Origin of the sequence: Rhodococcus sp. UFZ-B548 (genome assembly GCF_903819475.1) — a bacterium.
GTDB lineage: Bacteria > Actinomycetota > Actinomycetes > Mycobacteriales > Mycobacteriaceae > Rhodococcus_F > Rhodococcus_F erythropolis.
This window is the reverse complement of record NZ_CAIJDS010000048.1, coordinates 44300-61214: the sequence shown is the minus strand read 5'-3', so window position 1 is coordinate 61214 and position 16915 is coordinate 44300. Positions and strand designations below refer to the sequence as shown.

General features: G+C 62.1%; 13 protein-coding genes and 1 pseudogene. 9 read left to right on the top strand and 5 right to left on the bottom strand.

Annotation, left to right across the window (positions count from 1 at the left end):
- Window positions 1-52 precede the first annotated feature (52 nt).
- The 4 genes and pseudogenes from H7C86_RS29200 to H7C86_RS29185 all read left to right on the top strand — a co-directional run.
- Window positions 53-2347, top strand: a pseudogene (locus H7C86_RS29200) (error-prone DNA polymerase); the annotation flags it as partial.
- 216 nt (window positions 2348-2563) lie between these two features.
- On the top strand, window positions 2564-2911 hold the full coding sequence (locus tag H7C86_RS29195) for a hypothetical protein (RefSeq protein WP_007727425.1): 348 nt from the start codon (window positions 2564-2566) through the stop codon (window positions 2909-2911).
- 14 nt (window positions 2912-2925) lie between these two features.
- The gene (locus H7C86_RS29190) at window positions 2926-3696 is read left to right on the top strand and encodes a glucose 1-dehydrogenase (RefSeq protein WP_019747637.1); all 771 of its coding nucleotides are present in this window, start codon (window positions 2926-2928) and stop codon (window positions 3694-3696) included.
- A gap of 58 nt (window positions 3697-3754) precedes the next feature.
- Complete coding sequence (locus H7C86_RS29185) at window positions 3755-4762, top strand: NAD(P)-dependent alcohol dehydrogenase (RefSeq protein WP_029254964.1); 1008 nt, start codon at window positions 3755-3757, stop codon at window positions 4760-4762.
- On the opposite strand, the gene H7C86_RS29180 is transcribed toward H7C86_RS29185, so the two are convergent.
- Together H7C86_RS29180 and H7C86_RS29175 are read right to left on the bottom strand one after the other, a co-directional pair.
- On the bottom strand, window positions 4749-5639 hold the full coding sequence (locus tag H7C86_RS29180; protein WP_182262727.1) for an alpha/beta hydrolase: 891 nt from the start codon (window positions 5637-5639) through the stop codon (window positions 4749-4751). The two genes, H7C86_RS29185 and H7C86_RS29180, sit on opposite strands and share 14 nt — an antisense overlap.
- A gap of 33 nt (window positions 5640-5672) precedes the next feature.
- Window positions 5673-6512 (bottom strand): CPBP family intramembrane glutamic endopeptidase, encoded by an 840-nt coding sequence (locus H7C86_RS29175; RefSeq protein ID WP_031330946.1) that lies wholly within the window; start codon window positions 6510-6512, stop codon window positions 5673-5675.
- Between the two features lie 85 nt (window positions 6513-6597).
- Between H7C86_RS29175 and H7C86_RS29170 the strand changes: the two genes are divergently transcribed.
- Window positions 6598-6906: a rhodanese-like domain-containing protein gene (locus tag H7C86_RS29170; RefSeq protein ID WP_019747641.1), complete on the top strand. Its 309-nt coding sequence runs from the start codon at window positions 6598-6600 to the stop codon at window positions 6904-6906.
- 49 nt (window positions 6907-6955) lie between these two features.
- On the opposite strand, the gene H7C86_RS29165 is transcribed toward H7C86_RS29170, so the two are convergent.
- Entirely contained in the window at window positions 6956-7597 is a 642-nt protein-coding gene (locus tag H7C86_RS29165; RefSeq protein WP_029254966.1) for a dihydrofolate reductase family protein, read from the bottom strand.
- Between the two features lie 74 nt (window positions 7598-7671).
- Window positions 7672-8757, bottom strand: coding sequence for a TDT family transporter (locus H7C86_RS29160; RefSeq protein ID WP_044480105.1), 1086 nt, complete (start codon window positions 8755-8757; stop codon window positions 7672-7674).
- Window positions 8758-8847: 90 nt separating this feature from the next.
- Between H7C86_RS29160 and H7C86_RS29155 the strand changes: the two genes are divergently transcribed.
- Window positions 8848-9759, top strand: coding sequence for a LysR family transcriptional regulator (locus H7C86_RS29155; protein ID WP_019747644.1), 912 nt, complete (start codon window positions 8848-8850; stop codon window positions 9757-9759).
- A 25-nt stretch (window positions 9760-9784) separates the two neighbouring features.
- Here the strand turns inward: H7C86_RS29155 and H7C86_RS29150 are convergent, their stop codons facing one another.
- The gene (locus tag H7C86_RS29150) at window positions 9785-10465 is read right to left on the bottom strand and encodes a TetR/AcrR family transcriptional regulator (protein ID WP_020906975.1); all 681 of its coding nucleotides are present in this window, start codon (window positions 10463-10465) and stop codon (window positions 9785-9787) included.
- Window positions 10466-10540: 75 nt separating this feature from the next.
- On the opposite strand from H7C86_RS29150, the gene H7C86_RS29145 reads away from it, so the two are divergent.
- From H7C86_RS29145 to H7C86_RS29135, 3 genes are all read left to right on the top strand, one after another.
- Window positions 10541-11704, top strand: a complete 1164-nt coding sequence (locus H7C86_RS29145; RefSeq protein ID WP_069145848.1) for an NAD(P)/FAD-dependent oxidoreductase — start codon at window positions 10541-10543, stop codon at window positions 11702-11704.
- Between the two features lie 7 nt (window positions 11705-11711).
- Window positions 11712-12545: a DUF3626 domain-containing protein gene (locus H7C86_RS29140; RefSeq protein WP_069145849.1), complete on the top strand. Its 834-nt coding sequence runs from the start codon at window positions 11712-11714 to the stop codon at window positions 12543-12545.
- A 180-nt stretch (window positions 12546-12725) separates the two neighbouring features.
- The gene (locus H7C86_RS29135) at window positions 12726-16910 is read left to right on the top strand and encodes a bifunctional nitrate reductase/sulfite reductase flavoprotein subunit alpha (RefSeq protein WP_182262726.1); all 4185 of its coding nucleotides are present in this window, start codon (window positions 12726-12728) and stop codon (window positions 16908-16910) included.
- Window positions 16911-16915 lie beyond the last annotated feature (5 nt).

The following is a 16915-nucleotide window of genomic DNA, read 5'->3' as shown; positions in this document are numbered from 1 at the left end:
TCAACCGGTCGCACACAAATGACAGTGTGTGCATGAGACCCGGGATGGTTCACTCAAGCTCATCGCGCCCAAATTGCCACCGTTCGACGTGCCAGCCGGGCATACCGAGGCGTCGTGGTTGCGTGAGCTCACCATGGTGGGGGCGCTGGAACGCTACGGACCGCCGGAAGGTGCACCGAAGGCATACAAACAGCTCGAACATGAACTTGCCATCATCGAGGGATTGAACTTTCCCGGATATTTCCTGGTGGTGCATGACATCGTGTCGTTCTGCAAGAACAACGACATCCTCTGTCAGGGAAGAGGTTCCGCTGCGAACTCGGCGGTGTGTTACGCGATCGGCATCACCAATGTCGATCCGGTTCGCAACAAACTGCTGTTCGAGAGGTTTCTTGCGCCTGAACGTGACGGCCCGCCGGACATCGACGTGGACATCGAGTCCGACCGCCGGGAAGAGGCGATCCAGCACGTGTACGCGAAGTACGGGCGTACGTATGCCGCGCAGGTAGCCAATGTCATCACCTATCGAGGAAAGTCGTCGGTGCGGGACATGGCTCGGGCGCTGGGCTTTTCGCAGGGCCAGCAAGATGCGTGGAGTAAGCAGGTCGGCCGGTGGGGCGGTATCGACAAGAATGCGGATACCGATATTCCGCGTCCGGTACTCGAACTGGCGGCGCAGATCGAAGGCTATCCGCGGCACCTCGGTATCCACTCGGGCGGCATGGTCATCTGCGATCGTCCCATCGCCGACGTCTGCCCGGTGGAGTGGGCGCGGATGGCCAATCGCAGTGTCCTGCAATGGGACAAGGACGATTGCGCTGCCGCTGGGCTGGTCAAGTTCGATCTGCTCGGCCTCGGCATGCTCTCAGCTTTGCACTACATGATGGATCTGGTGGCCGAACACAAAGGCATCACAGTCGATTTGGCGCAACTCGATCTGTCGGAAACAGCGGTGTACGAGATGTTGCAGCGGGCAGATTCGGTGGGTGTGTTCCAAGTGGAATCACGTGCGCAGATGGCGACACTGCCGCGCCTGAAGCCTCGAAACTTCTACGACCTGGTAGTCGAGGTCGCGCTCATCCGTCCGGGGCCGATTCAAGGCGGATCAGTGCATCCGTACATTCGTCGGCGCAACAAACTCGAACCTGTGTCCTACGACCATCCGTCGCTCGAGAAGGCACTCGAACGCACGTTGGGGGTTCCGCTGTTCCAGGAACAGTTGATGCAGATGGCCGTCGACGTTGCGGGTTTCACGCCGTCCGAGGCCGATCAATTGCGTCGGGCAATGGGATCGAAACGCTCCACCGAGAAGATGGAGCAACTGCGAGCGAGGCTGTACCAGGGCATGCGAGACCTACACGGCATCGGCGACGAGGTTGCCGACCGAATCTACGAAAAGCTGTACGCATTCGCTAATTTCGGTTTTCCGGAAAGTCATTCACAGAGTTTTGCCGCACTGGTCTTCTACTCCTCGTGGTTCAAGCTTCATCACCCCGCTGCGTTCTGTGCCGGGCTTCTGCGAGCGCAGCCGATGGGTTTCTACTCACCACAGTCCCTGGTTGCCGATGCGCGCCGGCACGGAGTGCAGGTACACGGTGCAGACATCAATGTCAGCCTCGCGCATGCCACCGTCGAGGCAGGTGGATTCGAGGTTCGGCTGGGACTGGGGGAAGTGCGCAACATCGGCGATGCGCTCGCCGAGAAAATTGTCGAACAGCGGGACCTCGGTGGACCGTTCACGTCGTTTCTCGATCTGACCGGTCGGGTGGAACTGACTACCGCGCAAGCTGAATCGTTGGCGACTGCCGGCGCGCTTGCCAGCTTCGGCATCTCGCGTAGAGAAGCGCTGTGGGCCGCGGGCGCTGCGGCAGGGGAGCGTCCGGACCGCTTGCCCGGTATCGGTGCGTCGGTCACAGCTCCCACCCTTCCCGGCATGAGCGACGTCGAATTGGCGGCAGCGGATGTCTGGGCGACAGGAGTATCTCCCGACACGTATCCGACACAGTTTCTTCGCCCACAGCTCGACGCGCTCGGCGTGGTGCCCGCTTCGAGGCTGCTCGACATCCCGGACGGTGACCGTGTGCTGGTAGGGGGAGCGGTCACACACCGGCAGCGTCCGGCCACAGCTGCGGGCGTCACGTTCATCAACCTCGAAGACGAAACCGGCATGGTCAATGTCGTGTGTTCGGTGGGGTTGTGGGCAAAGTACCGAAAACTGGCAAATACGGCGCCGGCGTTGCTTATTCGAGGAAAGGTGCAAAATGCGGAAGGTGCTGTCACCGTCGTCGCAGACAGGATGCAGCTGATGGATTTGCGAGTCACGGCCAAGTCGCGAGACTTTCGCTAATGCCCGATTCTGCTCGGAGTTTTGTGCCGAGGGGACAAATGTGGAGCTCAACTCTGACCTCCGAGCATATGGCGCGGGTCACAATCCCTGCCTAGGGTTGTCGCTTGAGCGGCCATCGAATCACCTGGCACGGCCACGACCAGTGGCCTCGCTGGTGAATATTGTCGCCTTCCAAACATGCTGAATCCAAAGCACTTCGAGTTGAAGAGGAACTCCATGAGCACAGCGATTCTCGTCGCACACGTACACCCTGCCGATCCGTCTTCGGAGGACGCGTTCAACCGCTGGTACGACGACGTGCATATTCCGCAGGTGGTCGAACGAGTGCCTGGAGTTGTCTCCGCCTCCCGATTCTTCCTGGCGGATGTGCAGTTGCTGCCCGAGGATGCATTGCCCGCACGCCGCTACCTGAGCATCTATCAACTCGACACGGAAGATCTCGCGGGCACGGCGCAGGCGTTGGGAAGTGCTTTGGGCGACGGAACTCTCGACATGTCCGAGGCCATCGCGACTACCGGCGACACCGGACCCGAATTGCTTTTCTACGTCCCGACCGAGAACTGAAGGGGAACGCTGACATGTCCGATCTTCTCGCGAACAAAGTTGCAATTGTCACCGGCGCAGGTGCCGGAATCGGCGCCGCCATTGCCCGGGCATTCGGGGCGGAGGGCGCGAGCGTCGTAGTCTCCGACATCAACGGTGACGCAGCACAGGCAGTGGCGGACTCGATCGACGGAGCTATCGCTGTCACCACTGATGTCACCGACGAACAGCAGGTCAAGGATCTCGTCGCCAGGGCGGTCGACGAGTTCGGCGGACTGAACGTCGTAGTACCCAACGCCGGCATCGCCACCACGACTCCGCTGATCGAGACCTCGTTCGAGGACTGGCGGAAAGTCATGTCGGTCAACCTCGATGGAGTGTTCTTGACCGTCCGTCATTCGCTACCCGCGCTCGTCGCATCCGGAGGCGGTTCGATCGTGAACATCTCGTCGATCTCGTCGACCACCGGCTCGCCCTTGATCGGTAGCTATGCCGCCGCCAAAGCAGCAGTTCGCAATCTCACCGAAACCCTGTCAGCCGAACTTCGCTTCCACGGAATCCGAGCCAATGCCCTGCTACCCGGATTCATCGACACAGACCTGGTCAAGAGTCACCAACAGGATTTCGAGAACGCACTCGGCCTCGAGTCCGGCGGCTTCGACGACCTGATGGTCACGAAGCAAACCCGCTACGGCCGGACCGAGGAAGTCGCCGCCGCCGCAGTGTTCTTTGCGAGCGACCAGTCGTCGTGGTGCAACGGCAGCAGCCTGGTTCTCGACGGAGGGTTCACCGCTTCTCTCCTCTGAGCAGCGGAACCCTTTCCGAACGTCACCCGAAATCGTCAATCGTGCGAGGATCCACACCATGACCAACCGCGCTGTATACGTACTTCCGCCTGGAGGGTTGAACAACCTCGAATCGAGGACGATCGAGACGCCAGGGCCAGGTGCGGGTGAGGTGACGATCGCGATCCGCGCGAATTCGCTCAACCACCACGACTACCTCGTGGCGACCGGCGAGATACCGACCGACGGCCCTCGCATTCTCTTGTCCGACGCAGCGGGCGAGGTAGTTGCCGTCGGCGACGGCGTCACACAGTTCGGGGTCGGGGACCGTGTGATGAGCACCTATCTGCCGCATTGGCGCAGCGGTGCACCGGATTTCGACGGATTCGGAAATTCACCCGGTGACGGCGTCGACGGGTTCGCCCGTGACACCGTCACCGTGCCGGTATCGGCAGTGACGTCGATGCCGCGAAACTACACGTACGAAGAAGCCGCTACCTTGCCCACTGCGGGCTTGTCCGCGTGGCGTGCATTGTTTGCCGGCGTCCCGATCATCCCAGGTTCGTCGGTGTTGATTCCCGGGACCAGCACGGTAGCGCTGTTTGCCGTCCAGCTTGCCAAAGCTGCTGGAGCTCAGGTGATCGCAACCTCGTCGGCTCCCGACAAGATGGCTCGATTGACCGAGCTAGGTGCCGATCACGTGGTCAACTACCGTGAGCGCCCGGACTGGGGATCGGAAGCGATGCGGCTCAGCGGCGGGATCGACCTTGTGCTCGACGTGGGCGGGCCGTCCACCCTCGGTCAATCTCTGGCGGCAGTCCGACCAGGCGGCCGGATCTGCGCGCTGGGCATCATGAACGGCCCGTCGTCGTCGATCGACCTGACTTCGCTACTGACCAAACAGGTCACCATCGAAGGTGTTCTGGTGGGCAGTCGTGCACATCAGGAGGAGATGGTTGCAGGGCTGGAGAGCCTCGCGCTTCGTCCCGTCATCGATTCGTCGTACCGTCTGGACAATCTTGCCGAGGCGTTCGAGCAGCAGAAATCCGGGCAGGCCTACGGCAAGATCGTCATCACAAACCCTTGATCGCTTGCCGGTCCCAGTGGGGATCGGTGAGGATTTCCGCCGAGTCGCCGACAAACGCACGTCCGGCAGTCTGGTCGCCGCTGAGGGCGAACCTCAGCCACGCGGTCAGGTAACCCCGGAATCCTTCGCCGTCGGCGGCCCAATTGTGGCCGACGCCAAGTAGTCTGCCCCGGACCGCCGGTGCTGCGGTTTTGTCGAAGTACTCAGCTTGTGGATCGGCGGTGGAGACCGGATCGTCGGCGCCGGTCATGAAGAACGTCGGCCCGGTCAACTTCGCCACGTCGACGACATCGACAGGTCGCGAAGCCCACCACGGGTCCGGCAGGTCGAGCACCGCAGTGGCGGTGATCAGATTCGCCGACTGCGTTGCAGCGTTGATCGCGCCACCTGCCCCCTGGGAGTGTCCGACTGAGGCGATGTTGTCGGTATCGATCCTCTGGTGAAAAATGCTCTCAGCGTTGGTGTTCTGATCGACGAGGTACTGAGCGGCACCCAAGATTTCAGTACCGTCGCCGGTCACACTGCTGTCGGCCACCACAACAACAAAACCCCACGACGCAAAGTGTCGGAGGAGGGCCTCGTACTCTTCGAACGTCGCGTAGCTGCCGTTGCCGAACGTGATGACGGGATGCCGCTTGCCATCAGCGGACAAGTCGGCTGGGTAGAACAATTGGTATCCGGGAACCGAGTCGGCCGCCACCTCGTGCGCACCCTGGGCTGCGTACAGATCGCTGATCGACTCCGATGCGATGGATTCGGTAGTCGCGGCTTCGGGAACGGCCGGAACCCCCGCACTGGCGTGTGTGACGGCGCCCGATAGTGCCAGAACAAAAGATGCGGTCACGACGGTGATCGAATGTGTGGTCCGAGAAGGCATGGGTACAAGTATGTCTTGTACCCATGCGATCAGTCAGGCCGAGACGCGCGTGGGCTGCTCTTCGCCGACCCGGCCGCGGATGAAGAAGATGGCAACTACGCCGAAGGCGACCAGCACGACAGTGAGCAGTGTGGCGATCGTGGTGGCTCCGCTGGCACCCGTCGTCACCGAGGTGTCGAGCCCGCCGGTCGAGAGAATGGTGGTGGGGTCGGTGAGGCCGTGCAACACGATTGCGGCCCAGATCGTGCCCGTCACGCGCATGGTCAAGTACATGCACATTCCGAATCCGAAGGTGTAGACGACGGTGGCAAGGACTGTTGCCAGTTCCATTCCCGCGATGAAGTTCACCGTGTGCATGAGTGCGAACAGTAGGGACGACACAACAGCGACGAAGCGTTCTCGGTGGCCGGCATCACGAAGCATCTTCACTGCAATACCTCGGGTGACCAATTCCTCTGCGAGACCGACACATACACCGAGGGCGATCAACGAGACGATTTCGCCGGCCGACCACGCGCTCCAGTCGGTTCCGGCCAGGTGGGCAGCGATGGCGGCAACGACGATAATCGGCCCGATCCACATCCAGCCGCGTCCGCGTACCGGTTGAGGACCGAAGATACTGCTGAGCCAGCCGACCTTGACCGTGAAGATCAGCAACGCAACTGCACCGATCGCGATGGGCAACATGACGCCGAAGATGATGCTCGAGGCACTCGAGACCACGTTGTCCGTGTCGATCTGGTCGGCGAAAACACGCGAGATCACCTGCCCGGCGGCAAGGTAGAAGACCAAATAGGCAACGATGAGAAGGAGCAACTTCCACAAAGTGGGTCGACTCCAAAAACCCGACTTTTCGGGAACAGTATTGGTCATTGTCAGATCGTAAAGGCAACCACACGAAATCACGCGGTACCGTCTATTCGGACAGCAGCGAACACGAAGGCAGGACGCAGAAGACATGTTGGAAGTCGACTTGAATGCACTGGACACGGCATTGGCGGCAGGTGAGCCGCTGATCGACGTCCGTGAGCCCGACGAGTTCGCTCAGGTCCGAGTTCCCGGTGCGGCGCTCATTCCGCTCAGCGAATTCGTCTCTCGCGTCGGTGAAATTCCGGACGCGGAAACGGTGTACATCATCTGCGCCGTCGGTGGCCGTAGCCTGCAGGCCGCGGAGTATCTGCAGGCCCGTGGCATCAATGCCGTTTCGGTGGCCGGTGGAACAATGGCGTGGTACCAGTCGGGGCGCCAGGTCGAGACCGGAGCCTAAGACACAACTGATGGGGGCAGTTCCCGTTTCGGGAGCCGCCCCCCACCGGTCACTTTCGCCAGAACAGGTGATGCGTCACGCCGCTCGGGCTCGGCACGATTTCGAGGTTGAAGCGGTCGCGCAACTCATCAGGTGTCTCCCACAGGCGTAGACCGGATCCGAATTCGATCGGGCAGACAGCGATGTGCATCGTGTCGACCAGATCGGCGTCGAGGAATTCACGGATAGTGCTGACCCCGCCGCCGAGTCGAACGTCCTTGCCCTGCGCTGCCTCACGTGCCTGCTCGAGGGCCGTCGCCGGGTCAGCGTTGACGAAGTGGAATGTCGTGTCCGATAGCGTGAACGACGGCCGCACGTGGTGGGTCAAGACAAAAACCGGGGTGTGGAACGGTGGCTCGTCGCCCCACCACCCCTGCCACTCGAGATTCTCCCAAGGGCCGCGGTATGGTGCGAATTTGTTGCGGCCCATGATTTCGGCACCGATGTTGTTGGAGAAGTCCCGCGTGAAATAGTCGTCGATGCCTCGGCTGCCGCCGGGATCGGTGCGATTGGGCCAGCTCGCTGTAGCTCCCGCCCACGCAAACATTTCACCGTGGTCCAGGCCGAACGGGCTCTCGAAGCTTTGGTCCGGACCGCAGGCTATTCCGTCACTGGAAACGCTGAAATTCTGTACTCGTAATAACTGACTCACCATGTACTCCCGCTCTCGACAATGGTCTACGTGAGTACAGACCGTACGGCGAGGCAAAACTCATCGGTGCCAATTCATGCAGCCGCGGGAAGAGCTCCACTGCGGATCGATCGGACGGTCCGCACCGCGACGGTTGCCCAGATGGGGATCAGCACGGTCAGCAGGGCAAGTGCGATTCCCAGAATCAGTGTCGAACCGGTGGCGACTCCGAAGGCATTCGCTCCGACTGCACATGCTCCGATGGGGAAGGTGAAGCTCCACCAACCGAGCGAGAAGTCCAAGCCGCGGCGCAGTGCGTGGATGGTCACGGTGGTGACGGTGACAAATGCGATGACGCCGATGATTCCGACGACGGTTCCGTATGCGATTCCGAATTCGTGCAGGGTGTCGGCGTGCTCGGTACTGAGTGCATGCCGTGAGGCGGCGGCCAACAGGTTGGATGCTGCGATCGACTGTCCGATCACGCCCAACGGAATCCACAGCGAGGGAATGGCATTGAACGGGATCACGTCGACGCCGGCCGAGCGGTTGCGTGCGAACTGCCTCGCGACGGCTATCAGAATGCCGATAGCGGCGGTCAGTGCCAGAGCGAACAGGATGTAGCAGAAGATCAGTACCGCGATGCGCGGAGCGCCTTCGGGCATGTGGGTGCTGACCGCTGCGCCGGTGGTGGCCGAGACCATCGGTGGTACGACGGGCATCAGCCAGAACGGCATTGCCGTCGCCATCCCAGCATCTCGAACGAGACGAATCATCATCACGACGTAGGTGACCAGGCCGAGTGCCGTGCCGAGTATCCACAGAGTCAGCGAGACGGTGATCGCCACGTCGTGGCCGAGGAAGTCCGGCCCGGTGATGCCGGTTGCCGATCCCACGGTCAGTAGGGCCATGGCGACGGCTCCGTAGAACGGGAACATCGCGGGACTGTGCAGGTAGGCGAGGGCCTGACATCGATGTTGTGACCAATGGGTGGCAAATGCGCCGATCAAGGCGCACAGTACGAGAACCGCCAGAACCCAGAAGATTTCCGAGACCAGCTTCAAGCCTTCGATCTCCGGTTCGAGCGAAGCTGCGGCCACCGAGACGATTCCCGTTCCCATCGCTGCCGCGAACCAGTTCGGGGTGATGTGGGCGAAGGTGGGACTCGTTGTGGTGGTCATGTATTTCACTGTCGTCTCATCCGGTTCGTACCGGTAGGCCGGTTGTCCTTGAATGCCCACAATCTCGCCTTGTGGGTCTAATCTTGGTCTATGTCGTTGTCTCCTCGGGTGCCGGAACTCAGTGCCCTCGACGTCCTGCTTTCCGTAGGGCGTCTAGGCAGCATGGGCGCTGCCGGCCGGGAGCACGGACTCAGTCAGCAAGCGGTCAGCGCCCGGGTGCGTTCGGTCGAACGGCAGCTCGGAATCAAGGTTTTCGATCGAGCGGCGACCGGTGTTCGTCCCACCGCCGAGGGCGGTCTGATTCTCGAGTGGGCAAGTCACATCCTCGTCAGTGCCGAGGAAATGGCATCGGGAGTTGCCGCACTTCGCGGTGAACGCGACGCTGCCGTCACAGTTGCCGCCAGCATGACCATCGCCGAGTATCTGGTTCCCGGATGGACGGTCGCGATGCGGCACAAGTTCCCCAACGTCGTGGCGTCGGTGAGCTTGCACAATTCCTCGGATGTCTCTGCTCAAGTGCAGGCAGGCCAGGCCGATATCGGATTCGTCGAAGGTCCGGATGTGCCGTCGGCGCTCGCGTCGTGCGAGGTGGCGCGTGATCACCTCGTCGTGGTTGTGCCGCCGGGACACGACTGGGCCAATGGTGTGCCTGTTCCGGTTGCGGACCTCGCACGCACGCCGCTGATTCAGCGCGAGTCAGGGTCAGGGACGCGTCTGACGCTCGAGAATGCTGTTCCCGATTGTGTGCCGCCTTTGCTCGAGCTCACCTCGTGCACCGCAGTCAAGGCTGCGGTGGTGGCAGGCAACGCGCCCGCCGTTCTGTCGTCGTTGGCCGTTGCTGCCGACCTGACGGACGGCCGACTGGTCGCGGTCAACGTCGACGGCTTGCGGATGCCGAGGCGACTCCAAGCCGTCTGGGATCCCGATCGCGGATTGCGCGGTGCGGCAAGAGATTTCCTCGACATAGCGCTCGGCTCCAACACCGCTGTTCACTCGCGTTGACGGCTGCGGCTGACGGGAACGGCTGCTATCGGACGGTGTCGATCCCCGCGAGGATGAGATCGATGCCTGCCAGAAACTGTTCTCGGTCGTCGTGGTCGCGCAATTGCGCCGTCACCTGATTGAGGAACGGGTACTTCGCGGAATCGAGTTCTTCCCACCGCTGCGCGACGGTGGCGAGGAAGGCGGACCGATCTGTCTCGCGGGGGAGGAGGCGGGCGCCCGCGGCATACTGTCCGGCGAGGCCGAGCACGTAGTTCAGGAGTGCGGACGCGCAATCGAACTGTGCCGGTTGGGGAACGCCGAGTGCTTGGAGTTGCCCTCCCAGACTCTCGAAGATCTGCATCACCGCTGATTGCCACGGCTCGCGAGAGAGTTGGGTGCCGACCCACGGGTGCGCGTCGATCGCGTCGAACACACCGAGAGTGATGATCCGGATCGCCTCCCGTGGGGTTGCGCTTTCGGTTCCTTCGGTGGTCACGCGGGCGATGACGTCGTCGGTCGCCGCGGCGAGCAGTTCGCTCTTGTTGGCAACGTGCCAGTAAATCGCCCCGCTACCTGTTGCCAGGCGTGCGGAGAGTGCGCGAAATGTCAGCGCAGCTTCGCCCTCGTCGTCGAGGATCTCGATCGCAGCCTCGACGATTCGCTCCTTCGAGAGCGCGTCCGTACGTCGTTCGGTCCGCTGATTCCTGGTCGCCATGCGCACCATCTTGACATATCTGGAACGCCGTTCCAAGATGGTCACTGGAACGACGTTCCAATAGAAGGCTGAAAGGAAACAAACATGAGCAACTCGATAACGATCATCGGGGCGGGCCTCGGCGGTCTGACCCTCGCGCGCGTCCTCCACGTTCACGGAATTCCGTCGAAGATCTACGAGGCGGAACCGTCGGCAGAAGCTCGCACGCAGGGCGGCCAACTCGACATCCATGAACACAACGGTCAGGCGGCGCTCGATGCTGCCGGCCTCATCGACGAGTTCCGCGCGATCATCCACGAGGGCGGTGCCGCGTCGCGCGTACTCGATCAACACGCCGCTGTACTCCTCGACGAACCCGATGACGGCACGGGAGTCCGTCCTGAAGTGCTGCGCGGAGACCTCCGACGGATCCTGCTCGAATCCCTTCCGGACGGCATGATCGAATGGGGACGCAAGGTCGACAGTGTCCGCTCGCTCGGCTCACGGAACACCGCCGACGAGCGCGCTGACGGCCGACACGAACTGACCTTTGCCGACGGTTCGACGGTGACTACCGACCTCCTCGTCGGCGCCGACGGTGCCTGGTCGAAGATCCGCCCGTTGCTCTCCGATGCGAAGCCCGAATACGTCGGCACGACGTTCGTCGAGACGTATCTGTACGACGTCGACGAGAAGCATTCGGCTGCAGCCGAGGCAGTCGGTGACGGGGCGATGTACGCGCCCGCACCAGGAAAAGCGATCGCCGCGCATCGAGAGGCGGGAGATATCGTGCACACCTACGTCCAGTTGAACCGTACGGCGGAGTGGTTTGCCGGTATCGATTTCACCGACGGCGCTGCTGCGACAGCGCGGGTCGCGGCCGAGTTCGACGGTTGGGCAACGGAACTCACTGCGCTGATCACAGACGGCGAAACCGCTCCGATTCCGCGCGCGATCCATGCACTTCCCGACGAGCACCGATGGGATCGCGTGCCTGGGGTCACGCTCCTCGGTGACGCGGCACATCTGATGGCTCCGTCCGGTGAGGGTGCGAACTTGGCCATGTTCGACGGCGCCGAACTGGGAAGGGCGATCGCCGCGCACCCGGACGACATCGAAGCGGCACTGAGCGGCTACGAGGAAGCGATGTTCGTGCGCAGTGCATCCGAGGCCGCTGACTCGCACGTGATCCTTGATCTCTGCCTCGGTGAAGGCGCACCGTATTCACTGGTCGACTTCTTCACCGGCGCTGCTTCCGTATCCGGATAATGGACGAATGCCTGTTGATTCCACTCCCTCGTCTGCCGCGATTGCGCACGTGCGCGGTCTCTCGAAGGGCGACCAGGTGGATCGAAATCACCGGGTGACGTTGCACTTTCATCCGGACCTCCCGTCTGAACGTGGTCTGACACTGGCCTCGATCGCACGTCGAGGCACCTACGTGACCCAGTTCGAGACTCGTACCAGCAACGGCGGACTGACGGCGCATCACGGCGGCGACCGTTGGCGTTGGGAGAGTCGGATATTCGGCGGGGCTTACGACGAGCGAGAGCCGTCGGAACGGCCGAAGTACGGATCGTTGAACTTCTCCGCCGATCCGTACGGGGCATCCCCTCGGTTCGGCTCGTCCTACTTCCGGCTTGCCGAGCACACACTCGACCGCACCACCTTCTGCTTTCCGGACAGCGTCTTCGAGCCTGATCTCTTCGGAACGGCCGAAGCGATGAGCTTGGTCGGCGCCGCCAGAGTCGCCGAGTTCGACGATCCGCTCGACCACTACATCGAGGCGCACGTCCACGGCGTCGTCGACATCGGAACGGACGTCGAGGCACTCGTCCTGGACCCGAGTTACCGCGGCACACGGATCGAAGAGATCGCCCACTCACTCACGTGCCCGGTCCTGTGGCACGACGGTTACGCGGTCGATGTCGAAGCGATAGCCGAACATCCCGAATACCGGGGAGCGACCGTCGTCGACCTTGCCCGAGAAATTGCCCGCGGCAGGCGACTGACGCCTGCCGTACTGGGGCTCGCACGGAGCGCGTCCTTCGATCCGCAGGACGTCAAAAGGGTCTGGCACTACATTGCTCGATTCGGCGGCAGGGCGTAGAACTGGGCATTCGCGTATCGCTGCCCGTCGACGACCGCCGGTTCCGGGACCGCACATCGGTCCGAAGGGCGCGGTGAGGAAAGAGTGATTGATACGCAACATCGAGCATGAACTCCCGAAACAACTGCATCCGAAGATAGAAGTCGACCTTGATCCTCGGTCGAAGGGATGCATGAATCGATGGGCGCTCAACTCACCACCACCAGTGTCGACACACTCTGCGCGTACTGCGGGGTCGGCTGTGGTCTTGTCCTCGACATCATCACCGATCCGGAGACGGGACGCCGGAAGGCTGCGAAGTCTTCCGGTCTGAAGACACATCCCACCAACTTCGGGCGTCTGTGCACCAAAGGGGCCACGACCGCAGACATGCTCGCAGGTCCAGGGCGAATGGACTCTGCATATCGCCGTCCGCGCCGAGGGGATGCGATCGAAGCCGCGGACATGGACGCCGTCATCACTGACACCGCCCAGCGTCTACGGGCAATCATCGACGAGCACGGCCCCGACGCATTTGCGTTGTACGTGTCCGGGCAGATGTCTCTCGAAGCCCAGTACTTGTCGAACAAGCTGGCCAAGGGATTCATCGGGACCAATCAGATCGAATCGAATTCCCGGTTGTGCATGGCGAGTGCCGGCACCGGCTACAAACAGTCTCTCGGGGCCGACGGACCGCCCGGTTCCTATCAGGACTTCGAACACGCCGACGTGTTCTTCGTGACCGGCGCGAACATGGCGGACTGCCATCCGATCCTCTTTCTGCGGATGCAGGAGCGGATCAAGGCAGGCGCGAAGTTGATCGTCGTCGACCCTCGACGCAGTGCCACCGCCGACAAGGCGAACTTGTTCCTGCAGATCGCTCCCGGCACCGATCTCGCGCTACTCAACGGACTACTCCACCTGCTCGTCGTGAACGGCCACACCGACCCTGACTTCATCGCCGACTTCACCGAAGGCTGGGAGGTGATGCCCAGTTTCCTCGCGGAGTACACCCCGGAGAAGGTCAGTGAGATCACCGGTATCCCCGGAGCCGACATCCGCACTGCAGCGCAGTGGATCGGTGAGGCTGCAAACTGGATGAGCTGTTGGACAATGGGTTTGAACCAGAGCACCCACGGCACGTGGAACACCAACGCCATCTGCAACCTTCACCTTGCGACCGGTGCGATCTGCAAGCCCGGCAGCGGTCCGTTCTCGCTGACCGGGCAGCCGAACGCCATGGGTGGGCGTGAAATGGGCTACATGGGTCCAGGTTTGCCCGGCCAGCGTGCAGTGATGGTCGACGCCGATCGCGAATTCGTAGAGGAGAGGTGGGGGATCCCGCAAGGCTCGCTGCGCACCGACATCGGCGGTGGCACCATCGACATGTTCTCCCGCATGGCGGCGGGTGACATCAAGGCATGCTGGATCATCTGCACCAATCCCGTTGCAACGGTAGCCAACCGAAAGACCGTTATCGACGGCTTGGAGAAGGCTGACCTCGTCATCACCCAGGATGCGTTCCTGGGCACCGAGACCAACGAATACGCCGATGTTCTGCTGCCCGCCTCACTGTGGACAGAGTCCGACGGAGTGATGATCAATTCCGAACGCAACCTGACGCTCTTTCAGCAGGCACTGGATCCGGTCGGGCAGGCGCTGCCTGATTGGCAGATCATCGCCCGGATCGCCTGCGAGATGGGGTATGTCGAGGCGTTCACCTACACCTGTGCCGAAGAGGTGTTCGAAGAGATCAAGCAGTTCTGGAATCCGAAGACCGGCTACGACTTACGCGGCGTCACCTACGAGCGCCTCCGCAAGACATCAATCCAGTGGCCGTGCCCGCCAGACAGTGATCAGGACCGTCATCCCATCCGATACGTCAATAACGGTGTCAGTCAAAGGCTCCTGATCCGCGAGGACGGCAGCACTCCGCGGCTCGCATTTCCCACCGCCACTGGCCGTGCGATGTTCTTCGCACGGCCGCACATGCTTCCCGCCGAAATGCCCGACGACGACTATCCATTCCTGCTCAACACCGGTCGTCTCGCGCACCAGTGGCACACCATGACCAAGACCGGCAAGGTCGCCAAGCTGAACAAACTCAACCCAGGTCCCTTCGTCGAGATCCATCCCGACGACGCCGCCAGGCTCGGCGTCGTCGACCAGGATGCGATCGAGGTTGCCTCACGCCGCGGTCGCGCTGTGCTTCCCGCCGTCATCACCGACCGAGTGCGTCCGGGGAACTGCTTTGCCCCATTTCACTGGAACGACGCCTTCGGCGAATATCTGTCCATCAACGCTGTCACCAACGACGCCATCGATCCAGCCTCGCAGCAACCGGAGTTCAAAGCCTGTGCTGTCACTATGACGAAGGTCGCCGTGAACACACCTGAAACAGTGCTCGCCGAGGCGCCGCTGGTGGCTTCCGCGCCAGCTGATCGGGCTTTGTCGCGAACCGATGTCCTCGCGGATGTCATCGGTCAAACAGGAACACCTGCAGTGGTATTCGATGCGCTCCAGCAGAGCTACCTGGCCGGTCTTCTCGCCGCGTTGCGTGCGGACGCTGATCGCACTGCCGGGGTCCCGACGTTGCCGTCGACGGCGCCGTTCGATGCCGAAAAGCGGATGTGGGTCGACGGGGTATTGGCCGGCCTGTACTCGCGAACCTCGCTCCCCGACACCGACGGGCCCGCGTTGTCCTCGGCTCCGAGCATTGCGACAGAACGCGCGCCGATCGTGGTGCTCTGGGCATCGCAGACCGGAAACGCGGAAGAATTTGCCGCCGCCTGCGCTGCTCGCCTTGGAGAAGTTGGCTTGCCCGTGGTGATGCATGCAATGGACGAGTTCCCGGCCGCCGACCTGGCGGCCACCCGAGAGGTCCTGTTGATCACCAGTACCTCCGGTGACGGCGAATCCCCGGACAACGGCAGCGGTTTCTGGGATGCGTTGGCTGCTGACACGGCGCCCCGCATGGCCGAGACACGGTATGCAGTCATCGCTTTCGGTGACTCGAACTATGACGACTTCTGTGGGCATGGACGAAAGCTTGACGCCCGCCTTGCTGAACTGGGGGCCAGTCGTATCGTCGATCGCGCCGACTGCGAGCCCGATTTCGAGGACACCGCTGCTGGTTGGCTGGACTCTGTCACGGCTGAACTTCAGCGCTCGGCGGCTGGTGAGACGGCCGACGTCGTCGTTGCAAAGAAGAATTCTGGGACAACCGTTGCGGCCACGCCGATTTCACCGGCGATGTCGGCGCCGCTGCAGTACAACAAGAAGGCGCCGCTGACCACAGCCTTGACGCGCAATGTCGTGCTCAACCGGCCAGGCTCTTCCAAAGACGTGCGGCAGTTGGGCTTTCACCTTCCGGACGACACGGTCAGTTACGAAGCTGGCGACGCTCTCGGAGTCTGGCCCCGAAACAGCTCTCCGTTTGTCGACGAGTGGCTCACCCTCACCGGCCTCGACGGTGAGGAGGTCGTCGAACTGGGGCAGTACGGCGATATGACCCTGCGTGCCGCGCTCACCGAACGCCTGGAGATCACTCGAATCTCGAGCGAGATGATTCGGTTCGTGCATCAACGAACTCGCGACGCGGACCTCGCCGAGTTGATGAAGCCGGAGAACATCTCCACGCTCAAAGACTGGTCGTGGGGACGACAGTCCGTCGACGTACTTGCGCAGTCACCCGTTCGTGCCTCGACGGACGAATGGCTCTCCCTCCTCAAACCGCTTCAGCCGCGGCTGTATTCGATATCTTCCAGTCCGAAGGAGAACCCACGCGAAGTGCAGCTGACGGTGTCCGCGGTGCGCTACAACGTCGCGGGTGTCCCACGGCGTGGGGTGTGCTCGACCTACCTCGCAGACCACGCCCACGATGATGACATCGGCATCTTCGTGCAGAAGTCGACCCATTTCCGGCCACCGTCCGATCCCGAAACCCCGATGATCATGGTCGGTCCGGGAACCGGCATCGCGCCGTTCCGTGCTTTCCTGCATGAGCGTCGGGCATTGGGGCACACGGGCCCGAACTGGCTGTTCTTCGGGGAACAGCACGCCGCGACCGACTTCTACTACCGCGAAGAAATCGAAGAATTGCGGAAAGACGGATTCCTCACCGAACTCGACCTCGCATTTTCCCGGGATCAAGCCGACAAGGTCTACGTGCAGGACCGGATGCGTGAGCGCGGTGCGCTGCTGTGGGAGTGGTTGCAGAAGGGCGCCCACTTCTACGTCTGCGGCGACGCCAACCGGATGGCCAAGGACGTCGACAGTGCCCTCAACGGGGTGGTCGCTCAACACGGAAAACTGGCACCTCGTAGTGCGGAGGCGTACGTGAAGGCTCTCTCGGCCGAGAAGCGGTACGTCCGAGACGTCTACTGACGTCG

Bases quoted from the DNA above. Each gene is read 5' to 3' on its own strand.
- H7C86_RS29195 (WP_007727425.1), top strand. From the start codon at position 2,564: ATGAGCACAGCGATTCTCGTCGCACACGTACACCCTGCCGATCCGTCT.
- H7C86_RS29190 (WP_019747637.1), top strand. From the start codon at position 2,926: ATGTCCGATCTTCTCGCGAACAAAGTTGCAATTGTCACCGGCGCAGGT.
- H7C86_RS29185 (WP_029254964.1), top strand. From the start codon at position 3,755: ATGACCAACCGCGCTGTATACGTACTTCCGCCTGGAGGGTTGAACAAC.
- H7C86_RS29180 (WP_182262727.1), bottom strand. From the start codon at position 5,639: ATGCCTTCTCGGACCACACATTCGATCACCGTCGTGACCGCATCTTTT.
- H7C86_RS29175 (WP_031330946.1), bottom strand. From the start codon at position 6,512: ATGACCAATACTGTTCCCGAAAAGTCGGGTTTTTGGAGTCGACCCACT.
- H7C86_RS29170 (WP_019747641.1), top strand. From the start codon at position 6,598: ATGTTGGAAGTCGACTTGAATGCACTGGACACGGCATTGGCGGCAGGT.
- H7C86_RS29160 (WP_044480105.1), bottom strand. From the start codon at position 8,757: ATGACCACCACAACGAGTCCCACCTTCGCCCACATCACCCCGAACTGG.
- H7C86_RS29155 (WP_019747644.1), top strand. From the start codon at position 8,848: ATGTCGTTGTCTCCTCGGGTGCCGGAACTCAGTGCCCTCGACGTCCTG.
- H7C86_RS29150 (WP_020906975.1), bottom strand. From the start codon at position 10,465: ATGGTGCGCATGGCGACCAGGAATCAGCGGACCGAACGACGTACGGAC.
- H7C86_RS29145 (WP_069145848.1), top strand. From the start codon at position 10,541: ATGAGCAACTCGATAACGATCATCGGGGCGGGCCTCGGCGGTCTGACC.
- H7C86_RS29140 (WP_069145849.1), top strand. From the start codon at position 11,712: ATGCCTGTTGATTCCACTCCCTCGTCTGCCGCGATTGCGCACGTGCGC.
- H7C86_RS29135 (WP_182262726.1), top strand. From the start codon at position 12,726: ATGGGCGCTCAACTCACCACCACCAGTGTCGACACACTCTGCGCGTAC.